18 protein-coding genes are annotated in these 20241 nt (G+C 59.0%); 5 read left to right on the top strand and 13 right to left on the bottom strand.

Features of this window, described 5'->3' with window-relative positions:
* Positions 1 to 5: 5 nt before the first annotated feature.
* Positions 6 to 590: a LysE family translocator gene (locus tag PI739_RS06605; protein ID WP_003367275.1), complete on the bottom strand. Its 585-nt coding sequence runs from the start codon at positions 588 to 590 to the stop codon at positions 6 to 8.
* A gap of 210 nt (positions 591 to 800) precedes the next feature.
* Between PI739_RS06605 and PI739_RS06600 the strand changes: the two genes are divergently transcribed.
* The 3 genes from PI739_RS06600 (at position 801) to PI739_RS06590 (ending at position 1908) form a co-directional block, all read left to right on the top strand.
* Positions 801 to 1289, top strand: a complete 489-nt coding sequence (locus PI739_RS06600) for a DUF3828 domain-containing protein (protein ID WP_003317876.1) — start codon at positions 801 to 803, stop codon at positions 1287 to 1289.
* A gap of 63 nt (positions 1290 to 1352) precedes the next feature.
* Positions 1353 to 1556 (top strand): hypothetical protein, encoded by a 204-nt coding sequence (locus PI739_RS06595; protein ID WP_003367271.1) that lies wholly within the window; start codon positions 1353 to 1355, stop codon positions 1554 to 1556.
* A gap of 154 nt (positions 1557 to 1710) precedes the next feature.
* Positions 1711 to 1908, top strand: coding sequence for a hypothetical protein (locus PI739_RS06590; RefSeq protein WP_003367267.1), 198 nt, complete (start codon positions 1711 to 1713; stop codon positions 1906 to 1908).
* A gap of 6 nt (positions 1909 to 1914) precedes the next feature.
* Here the strand turns inward: PI739_RS06590 and PI739_RS06585 are convergent, their stop codons facing one another.
* Positions 1915 to 3366, bottom strand: coding sequence for an MFS transporter (locus PI739_RS06585; RefSeq protein ID WP_003367265.1), 1452 nt, complete (start codon positions 3364 to 3366; stop codon positions 1915 to 1917).
* 61 nt (positions 3367 to 3427) lie between these two features.
* Positions 3428 to 4735: an Nramp family divalent metal transporter gene (locus PI739_RS06580; RefSeq protein ID WP_161420650.1), complete on the bottom strand. Its 1308-nt coding sequence runs from the start codon at positions 4733 to 4735 to the stop codon at positions 3428 to 3430.
* A 315-nt stretch (positions 4736 to 5050) separates the two neighbouring features.
* Here PI739_RS06580 and PI739_RS06575 point away from each other — a divergent pair, with 315 nt between their 5' ends.
* Complete coding sequence (locus PI739_RS06575) at positions 5051 to 6469, top strand: MFS transporter (protein WP_054081803.1); 1419 nt, start codon at positions 5051 to 5053, stop codon at positions 6467 to 6469.
* Between the two features lie 22 nt (positions 6470 to 6491).
* Here the strand turns inward: PI739_RS06575 and PI739_RS06570 are convergent, their stop codons facing one another.
* The 5 genes from PI739_RS06570 to PI739_RS06550 form a co-directional block, all read right to left on the bottom strand.
* Positions 6492 to 6716 (bottom strand): DUF6555 family protein, encoded by a 225-nt coding sequence (locus PI739_RS06570; protein ID WP_054081804.1) that lies wholly within the window; start codon positions 6714 to 6716, stop codon positions 6492 to 6494.
* Between the two features lie 737 nt (positions 6717 to 7453).
* Positions 7454 to 9280, bottom strand: a complete 1827-nt coding sequence (locus PI739_RS06565) for a glycoside hydrolase family 15 protein (RefSeq protein WP_003367261.1) — start codon at positions 9278 to 9280, stop codon at positions 7454 to 7456.
* Positions 9273 to 10073: an SDR family oxidoreductase gene (locus PI739_RS06560; protein WP_054081805.1), complete on the bottom strand. Its 801-nt coding sequence runs from the start codon at positions 10071 to 10073 to the stop codon at positions 9273 to 9275. The genes PI739_RS06565 and PI739_RS06560 overlap by 8 nt, the downstream gene beginning before the upstream one ends.
* 66 nt (positions 10074 to 10139) lie before the next feature.
* Complete coding sequence (locus tag PI739_RS06555) at positions 10140 to 11177, bottom strand: NADP(H)-dependent aldo-keto reductase (RefSeq protein WP_003367259.1); 1038 nt, start codon at positions 11175 to 11177, stop codon at positions 10140 to 10142.
* A gap of 97 nt (positions 11178 to 11274) precedes the next feature.
* Entirely contained in the window at positions 11275 to 13086 is a 1812-nt protein-coding gene (locus tag PI739_RS06550; protein WP_003367258.1) for an ABC transporter ATP-binding protein, read from the bottom strand.
* An 88-nt stretch (positions 13087 to 13174) separates the two neighbouring features.
* Here PI739_RS06550 and PI739_RS06545 point away from each other — a divergent pair, with 88 nt between their 5' ends.
* Complete coding sequence (locus PI739_RS06545; RefSeq protein ID WP_054081806.1) at positions 13175 to 13600, top strand: DUF1810 domain-containing protein; 426 nt, start codon at positions 13175 to 13177, stop codon at positions 13598 to 13600.
* Between the two features lie 7 nt (positions 13601 to 13607).
* Here PI739_RS06545 and PI739_RS06540 read toward each other — a convergent pair whose 3' ends face one another.
* The 5 genes from PI739_RS06540 to PI739_RS06520 all read right to left on the bottom strand — a co-directional run bounded on the left by PI739_RS06540 (position 13608) and on the right by PI739_RS06520 (position 20240).
* Positions 13608 to 14678, bottom strand: a complete 1071-nt coding sequence (locus PI739_RS06540; protein ID WP_044308382.1) for a DUF1615 domain-containing protein — start codon at positions 14676 to 14678, stop codon at positions 13608 to 13610.
* 87 nt (positions 14679 to 14765) lie between these two features.
* Positions 14766 to 15674 (bottom strand): glutaminase B, encoded by a 909-nt coding sequence (gene glsB / locus PI739_RS06535; RefSeq protein ID WP_054081807.1) that lies wholly within the window; start codon positions 15672 to 15674, stop codon positions 14766 to 14768.
* Between the two features lie 70 nt (positions 15675 to 15744).
* Positions 15745 to 16560: a class II aldolase/adducin family protein gene (locus PI739_RS06530; protein WP_003367253.1), complete on the bottom strand. Its 816-nt coding sequence runs from the start codon at positions 16558 to 16560 to the stop codon at positions 15745 to 15747.
* Positions 16561 to 17154: 594 nt separating this feature from the next.
* Positions 17155 to 19557, bottom strand: coding sequence for a TonB-dependent receptor plug domain-containing protein (locus PI739_RS06525; RefSeq protein WP_054081808.1), 2403 nt, complete (start codon positions 19555 to 19557; stop codon positions 17155 to 17157).
* Positions 19558 to 19838: 281 nt separating this feature from the next.
* A complete protein-coding gene (locus PI739_RS06520) occupies positions 19839 to 20240 on the bottom strand; it encodes an ExbD/TolR family protein (RefSeq protein WP_003432892.1) in 402 nt (133 codons plus the stop codon).
* Position 20241: the final 1 nt, after the last annotated feature.

Genomic DNA, 20241 nt, shown 5'->3' with positions numbered 1-20241 from the left:
ACGGGTCAGATCAGCAGATATACCGCGCAGCCAGCCAGTAGTAGCGCCATGATGCGGTTGAAGACGCGCACACTTGCCGCGCTGCGCAAGCAATGCCCAAGAAAGCTTCCGGCAAAGACCCAGCAGCCCAGCGACAGATAGCACACCACGCAGTAGATTCCTGCGAATTGCCAGATCAAGGCAGCCTCGCCGTTGGCGACAAAAACTCCCATGCCGGCTATCGAAGCCAGCCAGGCTTTGGGGTTGAGCCACTGCATGATTGCTCCGTGCACCAGCGAAGGACCAGCGCCCTGCTCGCTCATGTTCAGTTGTCCACTGTCGATGGCTAGTCGAAACGCCATGTACAGCAGAAATATCACGCCGGACCACTGAATGATTCGGGTCAGAAAGGGCCATTGCTGCAAGGTTTCATGCAGGCCAAAACCGATGAGCAGCAACAAAAGGGTAAAGCCCAGCGTGGCACCCAACACATGGCGCATGGCTGGTCTGACGCCATAGCGTGCACCGGCACTCAGCGCCACGATGTTGACCGGCCCGGGAGTGATGGAAGAAGCCAGTGCAAACGCGGCCATGGAAATCAGCAGACTCATGGAAAACCCCCTTGAATACGATCGGAAATGACCGGATCAAGGTAGTGACGGCAGCGAACCGCGTATTGAATGAAATTACCCTCAATTCGGTTCAGCCTGCCCGACCCTCTGATGCGTGACCAAAACCATTGCTTTTTTGTCCACTTGGCTTACAAATGCACTGTCATGTGCCTGTCACTCTCACTGCCACCTTTTCTGCGAGCCCGCTCCATGTCCAGAACCGTCGCCATTGCCTTCGCTTGCCTGCTTTCAACCACTGCCCATGCGGCCTGCCCGGCTGCGACCCCGGTCGACACGGCGCGCTGGATCTACGAGAAGCACCAGGATTTTTATCTGAACGGCAAAGGCAGCGCTGATTATTTGTCCAAACCTCTGCTGAGCCTGCTCAAGAAGGACTGGGCGTGCCAGAACGGCGATCAATGCGCCGTCAGTGCCAACCCGTGGACCGATGCGCAGGACGGTGATGTGCAAAAGCCGATCGACTGGAAGCTGGTGTCCAACTCGGACAAGCAGGCGGTGGTCGAAATGACCTATAACCTGGGTTACAAGGATGCCCCTCAACAGCCGGTCGCCAGCCAGACGACACGCCTGCTGCTGGCAAAAAATGCCAACAGTTGCTGGGTGCTGGAGAACCTTCAGGGGCCACAGGGCGTTGCCTTGATGCAGAGCCTAGAGGAATTTCCCTACGAAGGTGATTGATCGGCCTTGAAACAATCCGCCATTCTCGGTATCACAGGCACTTGAATTTCACGAGCGAGCACCATGAATACCTTTGAGCAATCGATTATTGAGGCTGCGCAGGCCGCCACGCCCAATAACACCGATGCCGAACGCGAAGCCGCCAGAGTCGCCGCCACGCAGGCGGTAGCCGAAATCATGTCCACGCGCAGTGGACTGGACCGCACGCTGGCACTGGCCGAGTTGCTGGATTCCTATTCGGAACACGATGATCAGGAAGATGATTAGGCTGATCGGCACGATGCGAAAAAATGATTGGCCTGTTTATTTATCTGCGGCATTAAAGAAAGCCGACCTTGCCGCCGACAACTCGGTTGGGTGGATTGATGATAGCCACCCGTTCATTTAGTGCGCTCGGATGCGACCTATAAGGGCACCATCCGTGCAGATCGAACAAATGCAAGACATCCAGGCCTACGTCAGGCGCACCGCCGACGAGCTAGAGCGAGTTTCGGCCAACCTCGCCGGGCATCTCCTCTACCTCGAGCGAACCTCCCGTGCACATGAAGCGCAAGAAGTCAGTGAGCGGATCATCGGCCTGCGTGCATCCGTAGATGGCCTTCGCGGTGTGTTCCGTTAACCGCCACTAGTTGTCCCCGGCCTGCGACAGCGGTCTCGCTACGTCCTCCAGAGACTTGCGCTCGGCAGCCGCACCCCATATCGCCTGCACCAGCGCCGCCAGCAACATCAGCCCGGCGCCGATCAGATAACCGATCAACACATTGCTGCGCTCACCTGTTTCAATCAACTCCCCAAACAGGGTCGGGCCAATCATACCGCCCAGCCCCGTACCGAACGCGTAGAACACTGCGATTGCCAACGCACGGATTTCCAGTGGAAAGGTTTCCGCCACTGTCAGGTAGGCCGAGCTGGCCGCTGCCGACGCAAAGAAGAAAATCACCATCCACGCAATGGCCTGCTGGGTCACGTCCAGCACACCTTGCTGGAACAGGTAGCCACTGATTGCCAGCAGTACGCCCGACAGGCCATAAGTGAGGCTGATCATCACCCGCCGGCCAATCACGTCAAACAGTCTGCCCAGCAGCAGCGGACCGCAGAAATTACCCAGCGCCAGCGGCAGCACGTACCAGCCGACGCGCTCGGCCGGCACGCCATAGAAGTCGGTCAGCACCAGGGCGTAGGTGAAAAAGATCGCGTTGTAGAAAAACGCCTGGGCGGTGAGCAGCGTCAGGCCTACCAGCGAACGCTGACGAAACGTCACCAGCAACGTCCTGGCGACCTCGCCCAGCGGCGTGTGGTCTCGTGCGTGCAGGCGCAGGGGCTTGCCTGCTACGGCGGGCAATACATGCCCCTGGCGCTGTAAGTCGGCTTCTATCTGCTCGACGATCTGCTTCGCCTGTTCAGCCTGGCCGTGTATCAACAGCCAGCGCGGGCTTTCCGGCAGCCACAGTCGCATCAGCAGAACCAGCAGACCCAATACCGCACCAATGCCGAAACACAGGCGCCAGCCCAGCTCGGCCCCGATCCACAGGGGGTCGAGCAAGACAATCGAGCCAATCGCACCGAGCGCGGCACCCAGCCAGAACGTGCCGTTGATGGTCAGGTCGACCCAGCCCCGGTAGCGGGCCGGGGTAAATTCCTGAATGGTCGAGTTGATTGCCGTGTACTCGCCACCGATGCCCATACCGGTCAGAAAGCGGAACAACATGAAGCTCCATACGCTGAAGGAGAACGCCGTAGCGGCCGTCGCACCGACATACAGCAGCAAGGTGATGAAGAACAGCTTGCGGCGCCCAAGACGGTCCGCCAGCCAGCCAAAGAACAACGCGCCCAACACGGCACCGGCAATGTACGCAGCGCCCGCCAGGCCAATGTCGCTATTGGTGAGATTGAGCGCCGGGCTGGCTTTCAAGGCGCCGGCTACCGACCCTGCAAGGGTGACTTCCAGGCCGTCAAGCAGCCAGGTGATGCCCAGCGCCACGACCAGCAAGGTGTGAAACCGCCCCCAGGGCAGTCGGTCCAGTCGGGCGGGCAAATCGGTTTCGAAGACGCTGCCCTTGTCGCTCGGTGTGCTCATGTCCGGCTACCTGACGGCTGACATTGGTGTCAGGCTTGAGAGTCGCTGCCGCCGCTCAAGTTCAGCTGATCCAGAACCACAGCAATGTAAGATTGGCCGCCGAGATCAGCCCGAACAGACCCCAGGCAGCCGTTGTCACCAGCCGGCTGTTGACGAACGGCCCCATCAGTTGTGGGTCGCTGGTAAAGCGAATCAGCGGCCAGAGCGCGAATGGCAGCTGCAGGCTCAGCACAACCTGGCTGAGCACCAGCATCTGCCCCACCGAGCTGTCACCCAGCCAGATCACACCGATCAGCGCCGGAATCAGTGCCAGCGCCCGCGTGATCAAGCGCCGCTGCCAGCACGGAATCTTTGCCTGCAGAAAACCTTCGAGCACCACTTGCCCGGCAATCGTGCCGGTAAATGTCGAGCTTTGCCCTGCCGCCAGCAGCGCGATACCGAACAGCACGCTGGCGATCGCGCCACCTACCAGCGGATCGAGCAGGTGATAGGCGTCCTGAATCTCGACCACCTCGGTATGCCCGGTCTTGTGAAAAGCGGCAGCAGCGAGGATCAGAATCGCCGCATTGATCAGCAGTGCCAGGCTCAGCGAACCGATGGTGTCGAGACGCGCATAGCGAATGGCGCTGGCCTTGCTGGCCTGGTCCGAACCGTTGACCCGCGTCTGCACCACAGACGAATGCAGGTAAAGGTTATGCGGCATGACGGTGGCGCCCAGAATGCCGATGGCGATGTACAGCGGCTCCTGGCTGCTCAATACATCCCAACTCGGCTTCAGACCCGCGACGACGTCCGGCCAGAACGGCTTGATCAGAAACAGCTCGACGGCGAAGCAACTGGCGATGGTTGCAATCAGCCCCAGCACGATGGCCTCCAGACGGCGAAAATTGGCGCCCTGCAAGGCCAACACGATCAGCGTATCGAAGGCGGTCAGCGCCACACCGGTGGTGATGGAGACGCCGAGCAACAGATGAAACGCCAACGCTGCCCCCAGCACTTCCGCCAGATCGGTGGCGATGATCGACAACTCCGCCAGCAGCCACTGGCCCTTGGCGACCTTACGGCTGTAGCGGGCGGCCGACAGCTGCGCCAGATCACGGCCGGTAGCGATGCCCAACCGCGAACAGAGGTTTTGCAAGACCATTCCCGAGAGGCTGGCCAGCACCACCACGAACAGCAGTGAGTAGCCGAAGCGCGACCCGGCCTCGATGGCTGTCGCCCAGTTGCCAGGGTCCATGTAGCCGATGGAAACCAGCAGGCCAGGCCCGACGAACAGCATCATCTTGCGCAGCAAGGACGCGTTCGGCGGAATGGCCACACTGTCGGTAGTCGCCGAGGGGCAGAAAGGAGCGGTGGCAGTAGTGGGCAGTTTGTACGTCACGGGAACCCGGAATGCAGAAAGTTAAGGCATCATCCTAAGGTTTTACGACACATGTTGATACATCATTGCTGGCGTCATGCCTGCTGTTTTTCGCCTGCCTCTCTGCCTGACTAGGTCATCACTGCGCCGTTCTCACTTCCACGTAATTCCAGCGCTTTAATGGATCCGATATAAAAAATCGAAAAATTGATCCGATAAACAATTTTTCATCTTTTAAACCTTAATAACCGCATTAAAAGACCAATGATTACAAATTGTAAGGAGTAGTATTCAGGCCTTAACAAGAACTCAGGATGGCCATCCATGACCTCATTACCTCATGCCGAGACAGCCGCGAACGAGCCGTTGCGGGCAGCGTATATCTCGGCGCGCATTGACCGACTGCCTGCGGTCGCGACTATCTGGCGACTGGTCGCCCTGCTGTCTCTCGCCGGTTTTTTCGAGCTTTACGACCTGTTCCAGACCGCGTACATCAGTCCCGGCCTGATCCGCGACGGGATCTTCGCCACAGGAAGCCAGGGTCTGTTTGGTTTCTCCGATCAGGCGGCCTTCGCCTCGGCGACCTTTCTGGGGCTGTTCTTCGGTGCCAGCCTCGTCAGCCCGATTGCCGATCGTTACGGACGCCGCGCGATCTTTACCTTCGCGCTGATCTGGTACACCGTGGCCACCGTAATCATGGGCCTGCAAACCTCTGCGCTGGGCGTGATAGGCATGCGCTTCGTCGTGGGTATCGGCCTGGGGGTCGAGCTGGTCACCATCGACACTTACCTGTCGGAACTGGTGCCCAAGCGCATCCGCAGTTCGGCATTCGCCTTTGCCTTCTTCATTCAGTTTTTGTCAGTCCCCAGCGTCGCGCTGATGTCGTGGTGGCTGGTGCCCCAGGACCCTTTCGGTTTTTCCGGCTGGCGTTGGGTAGTGATCAGCAGTGCAGTCTTCGCCCTGTTTGTCTGGTGGCTGCGCTCGGCGCTGCCGGAATCGCCGCGCTGGCTGGCGCAGAAGGGACGCTTCGATGAAGCCGAGCGAATCATGGACGGCATTGAGGCACGCTGCATCAAGGACCACGGCAAACCACTGGATGAGCCTGAACCGGAAAACGTAGCGCTGTCAGGCAACGGCCGATTTGCCGACATGTGGCAGCCACCCTATCGGCGCCGCGCGCTGATGCTGATTGTGTTTCATGTGTTCCAGGCCATCGGCTTCTTTGGCTTCGGCAACTGGCTGCCTGCCCTGCTCTCGGGTCAGGGCCTGAGCGTTACTCACAGCCTGGGGTATGCGTTCGTGATCACGCTGGCTTATCCGCTGGGGCCGCTGCTGTTCGTGAAATTTGCCAACCGCTTCGAAAACAAATGGCAAATCGTCGGTTCGGCGTTGGGGGCGATGATTTTTGGCAGCCTGTTCGCCTTTCAGACCAGCGCGGCAGGACTGATTTTCTGCGGGATCATGATCACGTTCTGCAACGCATGGCTGAGCTTCAGCTACCACTCGTATCAGGGTGAGCTGTTCCCGACCAACATCCGCGCCCGCGCGGTAGGCTTCTGCTACTCGTTCAGCCGACTGTCAACGGTGTTCAGCAGCCTGCTGATCGGGATATTTCTAGACCACTTCGGCACGCCGGGCGTGCTGGCCTTCATCGTCGGCAGCATGTTGATCGTGATCGTCACCATCGGCCGATTCGGGCCACGCACACGCAATCTTGCGCTGGAGCAGATCGCTCACCGATGACAGGGTGCAGGGTTGAGTGGGTTCAGGCCTGAGCCCACTCAACATTGGTGACACCAAAGTGCTCGGCATAGGGTTTCGATACCCGAGCGACCTTCTCCAGTCGATATTTCGGTATGCGTGCGAGACCTGCATCGACACTTGCGTAGTGCCATGCTTCAGCGTTATCCATATTCTCGGTTCGTATATAAAAGCTCTTGAACGAACCATTCAGCAGATAATCAATGCGGTAATGCTTTGGAAGTGCCATTGAAAGTCTGATCCTTTTTCAGCAGTGGCTTGAAGTATAGGTGACTCTATTCGTGGCGAAGAAATTCATTATTTTTTTGATGTCTGCGACCAATGAACTCTTCTTTTGGCTATATCTGTGGATCCCCAACCGCCTGGCAAGTCGTTTGGGATTGGCCCTGTCGGCACATAACTCGCGCGTGACTTCCACACACCGGCGCTTCCAGGATCCCCTGAAGCACGGACGTTGCAGTGGGTAGCGGCGCGCCGGCCAGTTGTCGACCAGTACGATCTCCTGCCGCACACGCTGGTGAGCTGCACGCTGGCAGATGAGTTCACGGGGCGCCAACCCGCCATCACCGTCGCCGCCGCGAAGTTGGCGAAGGCCTGCAGAGTATCCAGATAACGCTGCCGAAGCTCGCGGGGGCCCAACTAATCCAGGAGCGGCCTTCGGCAGACAGAATCACTGCTTAACTACCGGCCCTTCGCGCCGCGCATGGCTGATAACGTTGAAGTTGTACCGCGCGATCCGGTTATTTGATTGAACCATGAATCAATACTTGTCGCAGCGTAGAAAGTGTCAGACAACCGAATGGTATAACGCCCTCGGCGCGGCTGATGGGTTGATAGCGTTTAGCTCATGATTCAAGTAGTCAATATCGGCCATCGTTTCAAAACCACCGGCCGAAAGAACAGCCGGTGGCATTATTCATTGCGACAACGTGGAGCCGCTTGTGATTGATGCGTTTCTGTACCTTTTCAGGGCTGCCAAAGCGCCTGCCCGCCGCCCAGTTTGCGGTCCAGAAAACTGGCCGCACTGATCAACGCCAGATGGCTCAAGGCCTGTGGCGTATTGCCCAGATGATGAGCATGCGCGTCGAACTCTTCGGCGTACAAGCCCAACGGATTGGCGTAACGCAGCAACTGCTCGAACTCCAAGTGCGCCTGTTCGACCCGACCGGCGCGAGCCAGGCATTCGACGTACCAGAACGAGCAAGCCACGAAGGCGCCCTCCTCACCTGCCAGGCCATCATCATGATCGTCGTCGTTGCGGTAACGGAACACCATTCCGTCACGCACCAGCGCGGCCTCGATGGCATCCAGCGTCGCAAGCCATTTGGGATCATTGGCACCGACGAAGCGCACCAACGGCATCAGCAACATCGAGGCGTCCAGATTGCGACTGCCCTTGTGCTGCACGAAGTGCCCCAGGTCGTCGTTCCAGAAGTTCTCCCAGATATCGTTGTGGATCTCCTCGCGCACCTTGGTCCAACGCTCGAACGGCCCCGACAGTGAACGCTTGAAGGCAAGACGCAGTGCCCGGTCCAGCGCTACCCAGCACATAAGCCGGGAGTGCAGGAAGTGCTGATCGCCGCCGCGCATTTCCCAGATGCCCACGTCCCTGTCGTTCCAGTGCTCGCACACATAGTCGACCTGACGCACCACATGTTGCCAACCGTCGTGCGAGATGGCGTCGCCGTACTTGTTGGCCAGGTACACGGCATCCATCAGCTCACCGTAGATATCCAGCTGAACCTGCTTGTACGCTTCGTTGCCGATGCGTACCGGCTGCGCACCGCCGTAGCCGGACAAGTGATCGAGATTATCTTCCGGCAGCTCGGCGTGGCCATCCAGCGCATAGAGAATGCCGAGTTTCTCGGTCTGTTCGCAGCAGTCATCCAGTCGCCCACGCACCCAGCTCATGAAGGCATTGGCTTCATCGGTGTACCCCAGGCGCATGAACGCATACACGGTGAACGACGCGTCACGTATCCAGGTGTAACGGTAATCCCAGTTACGTTCGCCGCCCTCGGTTTCCGGCAGCCCGAACGTCGCGGCCGCGACAATGCCGCCGTGCTTGCGCGAGGTCAGCAGCTTGAGCGCCAACGCCGAACGGGTGACCATTTCACGCCAGCGCCCGGTGTATTGCGATTGCCCGGACCAGCGCCGCCAGAACTTCAAGGTGTCATCGAAATAGCGCGAGCATTTGCCCGCAGCAACGTTCGGATCGTCAATTCCGCCAAGGATGAACTCGATGGTCTGGCCCTTGTGCATATGAAATTCGGCCACGGCGTCGTGCTGCTCGAGACGCAACGGCGTCGCCGCCGACAGGCGCATGCCCGGTTGCCCGGCGGCTTCGAAACAGATGTCCTCACCCTCGACCCGCGCGGTGGTGTCGGCGCGGCTGTAATCCATGCGCACTCGGCAGCGCATGCGCAGCGTGGCTTGGCCAAAGCGCACCTGAACGCGGCGCACGATGCGCGGCAGATCGTCCTTGTCCTCGCCGATCGGCATCAGGTCGGTGACTTCCACCACCGCGTCCTCGGAAATCCAGCGGGTTTGCAGGACGTTGGTGTCCGGCAGGTAGATTTGCAGCCGCCTGGCGTCAGGCAGATCGGGCGCCAGCTGAAAGATCCCGGCGTCGGGCGTGTCCAGCAACGCGGTGAAAATCGACGGGCTGTCGAAGTCCGGCCAGCAACAGAAATCGATACTGCCGGTGTCGGCGATCAGGGCAGCACTGCGCATGTCGCCGATGATGCCGTGATCCTCGATACGGTTTTGCGCCTCTGCGGAAAAATCAGCCATTGCCTCGGAACTCCGGATAGAGGGTCATGCCCCCGTCGATGAACAGGGTGGTGCCATGCACATAATCCGAGGCATCGGAAGCCAGCCAGAGCACAGCATTGGCGACATCTTCCGGCTCGCCTATACGACCATAAGGGATCAGCTTGAGCATTTCCTTCTCGGCGTCGCCCTTGCGTGCATCGGCATTGATCGGCGTACGGATGGCACCTGGGGCAACACTGTTGACGCGAATTTTAAGCTCGCCGACTTCCTGAGCGATGCTGCGCATCAACAGGTCGACGCCGCCCTTGGACGCTGCGTAATTGACGTGCCCGGCCCATGGAATCAACTGGTGCACTGAACTCATGTGAATGATCTTGCCCATTGCCCGCGACACACCGGGGCGCATGCCCTGCTTGATGAACTGGCGCAATGCAGCGCGGGCGCAGAGAAACTGCCCGGTCAGGTTGACGTTAATGACGGTATTCCAGTCTTCCAGCGTCATGTCGACCATCGACGCGTCCTTCTGCAAGCCGGAATTGGCGACCAGAATATCCACGGCGCCGAAATGTTCGATGGTCTGTGCAAACAGCCGCTCGACGTCTTCTTCTTTCGAAACGTCGGCACCCACAGCCAGCGCCTTGCCCCCGGCCGCGCGAATCTCTTCGGCCAGCTTCTCGGCAGGTTCAGGCTTGGAGTTGTAGTTGATCACGACGGCGGCACCGGCCTCTGCCAGCGCGCGCGCGGCACCTGCGCCCAGACCGGAACTGGCGCCGGTAACGATTGCGACTTGTTGCTTGAGTGAGATGTGCATCAATTTCAGCCTCGGAGTAAGCGTATTAGTGCTGACTGGCGAGGCTGAAATTAAGTTCAGTGCAGGTTATGGCGCGGGGTTTGGCTGCGAGGTGTGAATGGCCTCGATACCGGCGATGACTTCATCGGACAGCGTGACGTCGATGCTCTCCAGATTGATCTTCAGTTGATCGAGTTTCGTGGCGCCAATGATGTTGCTGGTCACGAACGGCCGACTGGTCACGTAGGCCAGCGCCATCTGCGAAGGATCCAGACCATGCTCGCGGGCCAGCGCGACGTACCTGGCTGTAGCCGTGACGGCCTGCGGATTGTTGTAGCGCTGAAAACGCTCGAACAGGGTCAGACGGCCATCGGCCGGACGTGCGCCATCCAGGTACTTGCCCGCCAGCACACCGAACGCCAGTGGCGAGTACGCCAGCAGGCCGATCTGTTCGCGAATGGCGATTTCCGCCAGACCGACTTCAAACGTGCGGTTAAGCAGGTTGTAGGGGTTCTGGATCGAGACGGCACGTGGCAGATCGAGGGTTTCGGCAAGGTGCAGAAAACGCTGAGTGCCCCATGGCGTTTCGTTGGAGAGGCCGAAGTGGCGAATCTTGCCCGCCTTGACCAGATCGCCCAGTACCGACAGAGTCTCTTCGATTTCGACAGCCTGATCATCCGGGTCGTGGGTGTAACCGAGTACGCCGAAGAAGTTGGTCTTGCGATCCGGCCAGTGCAACTGGTACAGGTCCAGGTAATCGGTATTAAGGCGCTTGAGGCTGGCTTCCAGCGCCGCAGTGATGTTCTTGCGGTCGAGGCGCGGATTGCCATCGCGGATATGATCCATACGACCTGGACCGGCGACCTTGCTGGCCAGTACCCAGTCGTTGCGGTCGCCGTACTTCTTGAAGTACTCGCCGATGATGCTTTCGGTCTTGGTGTAGGTCTCGCCACGCGGCGGCACCGGGTACATTTCTGCGGTGTCGAGGAAGTTGACCTTGGCATCCTTGGCCATACGAATCTGTTCGAATGCTTCATCCTGGGTGTTCTGCTCGCCCCAGGTCATGGTGCCCAGACAGATCGCGCTGACCGACAGATCGGTTTTGCCCAATTTACGAAATTGCATCGATGTCTCCGTTTGATTCAAAAAGATACAGCCTGAAACAGGGCTCCCATAAAACGCCGACTGGTCATTCACTGCAACACTTTTTATCCGGTTTCACCTAGCGATAACCCTGCGCCTGCAGATCGAACAGCGCGGCGTAGCGCCCTGCGGTGGCGATCAGGCTGTCATGATCACCGCGTTCCAGCACCCGCCCGTGCTCCAGCACCACAATGTGTTCGGCGTTGCGCACGCTGGAAAACCGATGCGATATGAGTAGCGTCATGCGCCCTTTGGCGTACTCGCGAAAATGCTCGAATACTGCCGCTTCTGCGCCTGCGTCCAGCGCGGCAGTCGGCTCGTCGAGAATCAGGATATCGGCGTCGCGGCGCATGTAAGCGCGTGACAACGCGATTTTCTGCCATTGCCCGCCGGACAGCTCCTGGCCTCCCGCAAACCAGCGACCCAATTGTGTGGCGTAGCCTTTGTCGAGCTGTTCGATGAACTGCGCGGCCATGCCCTGCGCCGCCGCTTCGCGCCAACGGCCTTCATCATGGAAGGCCTGAGTGTCGCCAACGCCGAGGTTCTCGCCGACCAGAAACTGATAGCGAATGAAGTCCTGAAAAATCACGCCGATGCGCGAGCGCAAGGCGTCTTCATCCCACTCCTGCAGGTCGCTGCCGTCCAGCAGAATGCGGCCTTGATCAGGTTGGTAAAGACGCGTCAGCAGCTTGATCAGGGTGGTTTTTCCCGAGCCGTTCTCGCCCACCAGGGCGACGCTGCGCCCCGGCGCCAAGTGCAGATCGATGTTTTCCAGTGCCGGACGGCTGGTCCCCGGATAAGTGAAACTGACGTTCTCGAAGCGCATGCCATCACCGGGCTGCGCGCCCACGGTCAGGCTGCCGGCAGACGGTGTAACCGGCTGACCGAGGTAGACATACAGGTCGGCCAGATACAGCCCGTCCTCGTATAAACCACTGATGGCGCTGAGACTGCTGCTTACTGCGGCCTGCCCCTGCTTGAACAGCACCAGGTACATGGTCATCTGCCCCAGGGTGATCCGCCCGTGCACCGCATCGACCACCACCCAGGCGTAGGCCAGGTAAAACGCAGCCGTGCCGAGCAGGCCGAGCAGGAAGCCCCAACCATCACGGCGCACCGTCAGGCGCCGGTCTTCGGCATACAGACGCTCGAAGGTGTCGCGGTAACGCTTGAGCAGCAGCGGCGCGAAGCCGAACAGCTTGACCTCTTTGATGTAGCCCTCGTGGGAGAGCAGTGTTTCGATGTAGTTCTGCCGACGGGTTTCCGGAGCACGCCGGGTAAACAGGCGGAACGCGTCGCCGGAAAAATGCGCCTCGGCAAAGAACACCGGCAATGCGCCGAGCACCAGAATCAGCAACGCCCAGGGCGAGAAATGCACCAGCAGTACGGCAAAGCTGATCAGCGAAATGAGGTTTTGCAGCAATCCCAGGGATTTGGTCACCAGTGCCAGCGGCCGTGTCGAGGCTTCACGCCGGACGCGCACGAGCTTGTCGTAAAACTCCGAGTCTTCGAACTGCGACAGCGACAGGGTCTGGGCCTTCTCCAGAATCAGGGTATTGACCTTCTGCCCCAGCAGCACGCGCAGCAACGCCTGCTGCACGGAAAGCCCGCGCTGTGCTGCCGCGAGCAGAGCCAGCACACCGGCTTCGAACAACACATAGCGCAACACCGGCCATAACGGTGCTTCGCCTGCGCTGGCGTGCAACTGCATCGCAGCGACCACCGCATCGACGATGCGCTGGCCTAACCAGGCGGCCAGCGCCGGCAGCAAGCCGGCGATCAGCGTGGCGACGATCAGGCCGATGGACAGCGCTCGGGAAGTAGTCCAGACCAGATGCATCGCGCGCAAGGCCTGGTGCATGAACGAAATGAAACGCTTGAAAACCGGCATACGCTTAAAAACTCTTCAGACAGGTCGAACCCCCATCTCGGGCGGCCATCATACGACCACAGGTTCGTTGAAAAACAGGAAACTCATCATGAAAGATGCTTACAACCTGCAACGCTTTGTCGATGCCCAGCAACCGCTGTTCCAGCAGGTATTGACAGAACTCGAAGCCGGGCAGAAACGCTCCCACTGGATGTGGTTCGTGTTCCCGCAGATCCAAGGGCTGGGGCGCAGCGACACGGCGCGACACTACGCAATCACCGATCTCGACGAGGCCCGGGCTTACCTGCAACATCCTGTATTGGGCCCGCGTCTGGAACAGTGCGCCGGCATCATTGCTCCTCAGGTAGAACGTTCGGCAGGACAGATCTTCAGTTCGCCTGATGACATGAAACTGCATTCGAGCATGACCCTGTTCAGCATCGCAGCGCCTGAGCGACCTGTGTTTCAGAAGGTGCTGGATACGTTTTTCGAGGGCAAGCGGGATGCGATGACGATGAAACTCCTGTCACGTTGATTCAAACTCACTTCGGTGCGCGCTGTACGCAACGCTCACGTCGGTCGTCGACGCGCTCGGCAAACCAGGCGGTAGTGAGGTTACGGGTGATTTTCGGGCTTTTCAGGGTGATGCCGGGCAGGATCGCTCTGGGCAACGGTTTGCCAGCTGCCCTGTCCGCCAGTGCAAAGACCTTGCTGTACAGGTCGGTCTCCTCGAATTCCAGCGTGTCGCCCTGCTTGAGCTGGCTCCATATCTGCGACTTGTTCATGCCCAGTCGATCGCCAAGGGTGCGCACCGCAAGCTCGGTGGAGCCCGGCGAGGTGGAGTCAAAGCGGATCAGATCGCCATCCAGCGCCAGCTCGATGCCGGTCGCCCGACTCACGGCATTCTGGAAGGCAGCATTGCGGCTTGCGTACCAGCCGGCATTGAAGTCGGCAAAACGGTACAGCGACTGGGTGTAGTTGACCGGATAGCCCAGCAGGTGGGCAATACCGAAGTACATGCCGCCACGGCGGGTGAAGACTTCGCGACGAATCGAACCATCGACCGTGTAGGGGTAATCCTCGGCGTGTTTCTCGGCAAAGGCGATGCTGACCTGCATCGGCCCGCCAGTCTTGACCGGATTGAAGTTGCCGAACAACGTCTGCCCCAGCGGCACCATGCCGATGAAATCATCGAAGATCGCGCTGAGGTCTTTCTCGGTGCGCGCAGAATCGAGGCGTTTGCCGTAAGTCTTGCCGTCCGGCGAGCGCACGCGCAATGCGGTGGCGATCAGCGCATTGGGAATGTGCAGCCGCGCCGCGCGGCGGTTGATTTCGGCGCGGGCGATGCGGCCCATGTCCGGCACCGCAGGATCGACCTGAAAGGTCGACTCCTGCTCGGTAACGGCCATCACCGAACACAGGTTTTCGGTGGTCAGCGGGATCTTCTGCGCAGCAAACGCGGCATGAATATCCGTAGCCCACGCCTGGCGATCCGTCACATTGGCAGGCATCAGACGCACGATCTGCGCACGCGCCTGTTCAGGCGTCAGTTCGGGTTCCTCGACGCGCTGCGTGCCACAGCCTGCCAATACCAGCAGCCCGACGCTCAGCAGGAGCGATTTGCATAGCCTTCGATTCAATCCATGACTCCTGTCTGGTTCGCGCTTCGACGCGCTGTTCACTTCAGAAGGCTTTTTATCTCAAAAGACCGACCAGTCGACCCGCGCGCTGAGTTTCTCCAGCGCAGCCATACCGACAAGGGAATTGCCCGCTGCGTTCAACTCCGGGGACCATACACAGACCGAAGCACGTTCGGGCACGATCGCAACGATACCACCGCCTACCCCGCTCTTGCCCGGCAGGCCTACGCGATAGGCGAAATTGCCGGCTTCGTCGTACAGGCCGCTGGTGGCCATGATCGAGTTGACCTGGGTGGCCTGTCGCGCCGTAAGGACCTGCTCGCCGCTGTGCGCGCAAAAGCCCTGATGGGCCAGAAACCCGAACGCCTTGGCCAGGTCGATGCAGTTCATGCTCAGCGCACAATGATGAAAGTAGCTGCGCAGCACGTCTTCCACATCGCCGTGAAAATTATCGAAGGATTTCATCAGATAGGCCGCCGCAGCATTGCGCGAACGGTGCTGGTATTCGGAGTCAGCGACTTTGGAGTCGGAGGTGATCGCCCGATTGCCGCACAGGCGTCGAACGAAGTCGCGCATTGACAGTGACGGTGCTGCAAACCGCGCCTGGTTGATGTCGCAGATCACCAGCGCACCGGCATTGATGAACGGGTTGCGCGGCCTGCCCTGCTCGAATTCCAGTTGCACCAGCGAGTTGAACGGTTGGCCGGAAGGCTCGTGTCCGAGGCGCTGCCAGATATCCTCGCCCGAGTGGCCGATGGCTTGTACCAGGCTGAACACCTTGGAAATGCTCTGTATCGAAAACGCTGTTTCGGCGTCACCGGCGCTGAACACCTGACCATCGTTGCCGTACACCGCGATGCCCAGCTGATCTGGCCGGACCTCGCCCAGTGCCGGGATGTAATCGGCTACCTTGCCCTGGCCAAGCAAAGGTCTTACTTCATCGAGGATTTCGTTCAGCAGGTCTTGCATGTGTGCGCCCCTTGTTTTGGCTGCGCACACTACACCAACCTCAAGCGCCTCGCATCATTGCGTTGCAGGCTCAGGTCTTGTAGTCGGTGTCGTTACGCTCCAGCTCGCGAATCAGGGCATTCCAGTGCCGTGCGACACCCGGCGCATGCCCGTCCTTGATGGCCTTTGCCTGCTGCTCCACCCTGGCAATGACCTCGCGTGGCGGGAACACCAGTTCGGCGTTACCCGCCGACTGCGCTGCAATCTGAATATTGCAGGCGTACTCAAGGGCATGAAGCTGCTGGAACGCATGCTCGACACTCACCCCGCCGGTCAGCAACCCATGGTTGCGCAGGATCATCACGCTTTTGTCACCCAGGTCGGCGACCAGCCGTTCGCGTTCACTCAAGTCCAGCGCAATGCCTTCATAGCCGTGGTAAGCCACCCGGCCGGAGAAGGCAATCGAGTGCTGAGAGATAGGCAGCAGCCCGTCCTTTTGGGCCGACACGGCGATACCGTCACGGGTGTGGGTGTGCAGCACCGCTTGCAGGTCGTGGCGCGCAGCATGAATGGCGCTGTGGATCACGTAACCGGCGTAGTTGATACCCAGCCCGGTGGGGTCATCGACAATCGTCCCGTCAATATCGACCTTGACCAGGTTGGACGCGGTGATTTCATCGAACAGCAGCCCGAACGCGTTTATCAGAAAGTGCTCGTCGGGGCCCGGCACGCGTGCCGAGAAATGCGTATAGATATGATCGGTCCAGCGCTTGAGCGCCGCCAGACGATAGGCCGCCGCCAGCTTGACCCGGACTTCCCATTCCTCCGGCGACACTCTGTCGCGCACGCTGCCGCTACCCGACGGCGTCGTACCTGAGTGGGCTGGCAAAGCGCTGACGTTGCTCATGGTATTGCTCCTGGATGACTGCTGACTGATCAGCAAGACTAGGCGCATGGGGATTCAATTAAAAATCACATTTACTTCTAAGCTAATTATAAAAAATGAGAATATTAAAGTCTGTCCTGCTACCGGGTTTGCATGTGTCCACGAGGATCTATTAATGTTCCTAAAAGCTATTTAAATAAATTTTTATATAGCGATATGCTCCAGCATTGGTAACCCCCATGGAGCATCGCATGTCCAATACCGCAAGATTTCTGCTCCGTATCAGTCGCGTCACAGCGGCCGACGCTCCGCGTCACACAGCGGTTTTTTGATGTCAGGTAGATTGAGGTTCGACTCAGGTCACCTTTTCGCCACTCGGCGAGTCACTTTGATGGGGCCAAAGTGACAAAGGCCCCTGGCTCCGTTTCCGGCCCGACTTCGTCGGGTTCCTTCGCCCTGTCACTGACGTCGCAATTTGCGTCGTCAGTGCCATCGCGCCAAAAAAGCGCTTTCGTTTATGTGCAGTGCCCAGGAGCAAGGCATAGCGTCGTGTTGCAGCATCACGAGCTTTATGCAAACGCAACGTATTGGAACGACAGTCAGCGGCAAATCGCGCTACCAGTTATACGTCACCTTGCCGTAGTAATAAGCGCCGCTGTACCCGTAGGGAGAGAATGTGCTGTAGGCCAGGTTGCCGCCGCTGGAGGAGAAGTCGTTGAGCTTTTCCGGGTATTTGTCGGTGACGTTGTCGCCGCCCAGGGTGAAGACCCAGCTCTTGAGTTTGTAGTCGACCGCCAGGTCCAGCAGCCAGGCGGCGCTGAAGGTCTGGTCGTTGAGCTTGTCGGCCTGATAGCTGGTGAACTCGCCGTAGCGGACCAGGTTGGAGTGCAGCGCCCAATTGCCGAACGTCAGGTCATTGCCCAGTGTCAGTTTGTGTTGTGGCGTGGTGTCACCCAGCAAACCGATGCGCTCCCTGCGATCTACCCGCACCAGATTCACTCCCAACTGATCGAGAATCGCCGGGTTGGCCTTCACGTCGGTGACTTTGGTGTGGTTGTAGTTGTAACCCACCGTGCTGTTCCAGCGCACACCGTTGTCGAACTGGTAGCGGTAATTGGCGACCAGATCGACGCCATCGGTGCTGGTGTCCGTGGCGTTGGTGAAATAGCGGGCACTGGTGTAGTTGATATCGCCTACGCCATTACTGCGCAGGTAATTGATGGCGGTGTTATTGAGCACCAGATTGGAGGACAGCGAGATACGGTCCTGAATGTCGATGCGGTAGACGTCGGCAGTCACGGTCAGGCTGTCCAGCGGCTGGAGTACCAGGCCCAGGCTGTAGTTGCGGGACTTTTCCGGCTTGAGGTCTTCGGCACCCAACAGTTGTGCAACGTTACTGCCAGCCGGAAACGTGCCCGCTTCCTGGATGGTGTTGCCAATCAGTTGCGACGACGTGAAGGTAAAGTTCTGTTGCGCCAGCGAAGGCGCGCGGAAGCCTGTCGATACGCTGCCTCGCAAGGCCACCTGCGGAGTGAAATCGTAGCGCGCTGAAAGCGAACCGCTGACATTGGACCCGAAATCGCTGTAGTCCTCGTGGCGGACGGCAGCCGACACACCGAGCTTTTCGGTCAGATTGGTTTCCAGGTCCAGGTACTGTGCGAAGTTATGCCGCGAGTAACTGCCTGCATCCGCCGCGCGGAAACCGCCCAGCCCGGAACTGCCGGTCTGGAAATACGACTCCGCCTGCCCTGCCTCGATCTGATAGCCCTGACGCATGTATTCCGCGCCAAACGCAACCGATACCGGATAAGGCAACCACGCTGCATTGAATTCTCTGGAAAGGTCGAGGCTCAGTTGCTTCTGATCATTGGTCAGCGTGCCGTTGTAGAAGGAACGCGGCGTGTTCAGTCCCAATGAGGTGTTGATGGTTTTGGTGCGCAGCTCATAAGCGTTTTTGCCATAGTTGGCGGACACGTCGTAGTGCCAGTCATACGCCAGCTCTCCCCGCAGGCCAGCGACCAGCGAGGTGTCTTCGAGCGTGCCGTTGATCAGCGGCAGATAGCCGTTGGGATAAATCGCCGCAATGTTATTTGAAGCATTGCTCGGCCGATAGAACGCGGCGGTTTCGCCACGCCGCTTGCTGTAGCCCCCGAAACTGTAGAACTCCGCCGCGTCATTGAAGCTGTATTCAGCGTTGTACTGCAGCTTGCCCTCATGCGTCTGCGGCTCACCCTGGCGGAACACCTGCTGACCGTAAGTGGTGGACCCGATACTGGACGCTCGAAAGTCGTCACCGGCGCGGTTGGTGTAGTCGTTGTTGACCCCTTCACCGGAAAGGTTGAACGCGCCATTGTCGCCCAAGGCAAAACCGGTATTGCCCGACACCTGACGCTGGATACCGTCGCCCTTCTTGTATTGGCCGTACTGGCTGGAAATCGACCCGCCATGGTCCGCGCTCTTGAGAATGATGTTGATCACCCCGGCGATGGCGTCGGACCCGTAACGTGCCGACGCACCGTCGCGCAGGACTTCGATATGGTCGATGGCCGACAGCGGAATGGCATTCAGGTCGGCAGGTGCCGAACCACGTCCGACCGCCCCGCCCAGATTGACGAAAGCAGATGTGTGGCGGCGCTTGCCATTGACCAGCACCAGCACTTGATCCGGCGACAGGCCGCGCAGTTGCGCCGGACGCGTCAGCTCCGCACCGTCCACCAGGCTCGGCCGGGGGAAATTGATCGAAGGGATCAAACGTGCCAGCACGGTACCCAGTTCGCTGGAGCCGGAACTGCGCAGGCTGTCACCGGATATCACATCGATGGGCGAAAGAGAGGCGCTGGCGGTACGCTCCTGCGCACGGGTGCCGGTGACGATCACTGTACCCAGGGTGGACGCGCCCTGAGTGTTTTGCTCATATGTCGCTTCTGCGCCGAATGCACTTGCACTGATGCCCGTGACGCTCAGCAAATTGGCTGAAAAAATCGCCGAGGCCACTACACTGCGTTTGAAATACCCCATACCACTACCCCTTGAAAATCCCTGATCCAGAAACTCTGCTCTGGTTACAACGAGCGATCCGTGCGGCGGACGGTGGCGATCATTACGGTGTCTGATTGATGTTCCGGTGGCCCGATGCGTTATAGCTTAATGAAATTGATTTAAATATTTAAATATCAATAACGAATAAGAATCTGCATTTGTGTCAGTACTGAAAAATGCCTGCGATGCCGACAAAAAAAGGCCGCACCTGCCTGAGGATGCGGCCCAAAACCGTTGACGCTGTAGGTGGTATAAATCTGTTACCTGGCAGTGATCACCGACAATTTGGTAATCCCGGCACGCTCGATGGAGGCCATGGCGCGCGCGACTTCCCCGTAGTTGACGCCATTGTCCGCCTGCAATTGCACGCGTACGTCAGGCGCCTTTTCCTTGGCCGCCTTCAGGTTGGTTTCCAGCAAGTCCGGCTGGATTTCGTCCTTGTTGATGAACAGCTTGCCCTGCCCGTCGATACTCACCACCAATGGGTCTTTCTGCTCCACCGGAGCGACCGATTCGGTCTTGGGCAGGTTGATCGGAATTGAGTTGGTCAATAGCGGCGCGGTGACGATGAACACCACCAGCAGCACCAACATCACGTCTACCAGCGGCGTGACATTGATCTCGCTCAGTACTTCATCGGTGTCTTGTGTGGAAAAAGCCATC

The organism is Pseudomonas cerasi (assembly GCF_027983475.1).
GTDB lineage: Bacteria > Pseudomonadota > Gammaproteobacteria > Pseudomonadales > Pseudomonadaceae > Aquipseudomonas > Aquipseudomonas cerasi.
The sequence above is the reverse complement of the archived record's forward strand: the minus strand, read 5'-3'. Positions and strand labels throughout refer to the sequence as shown.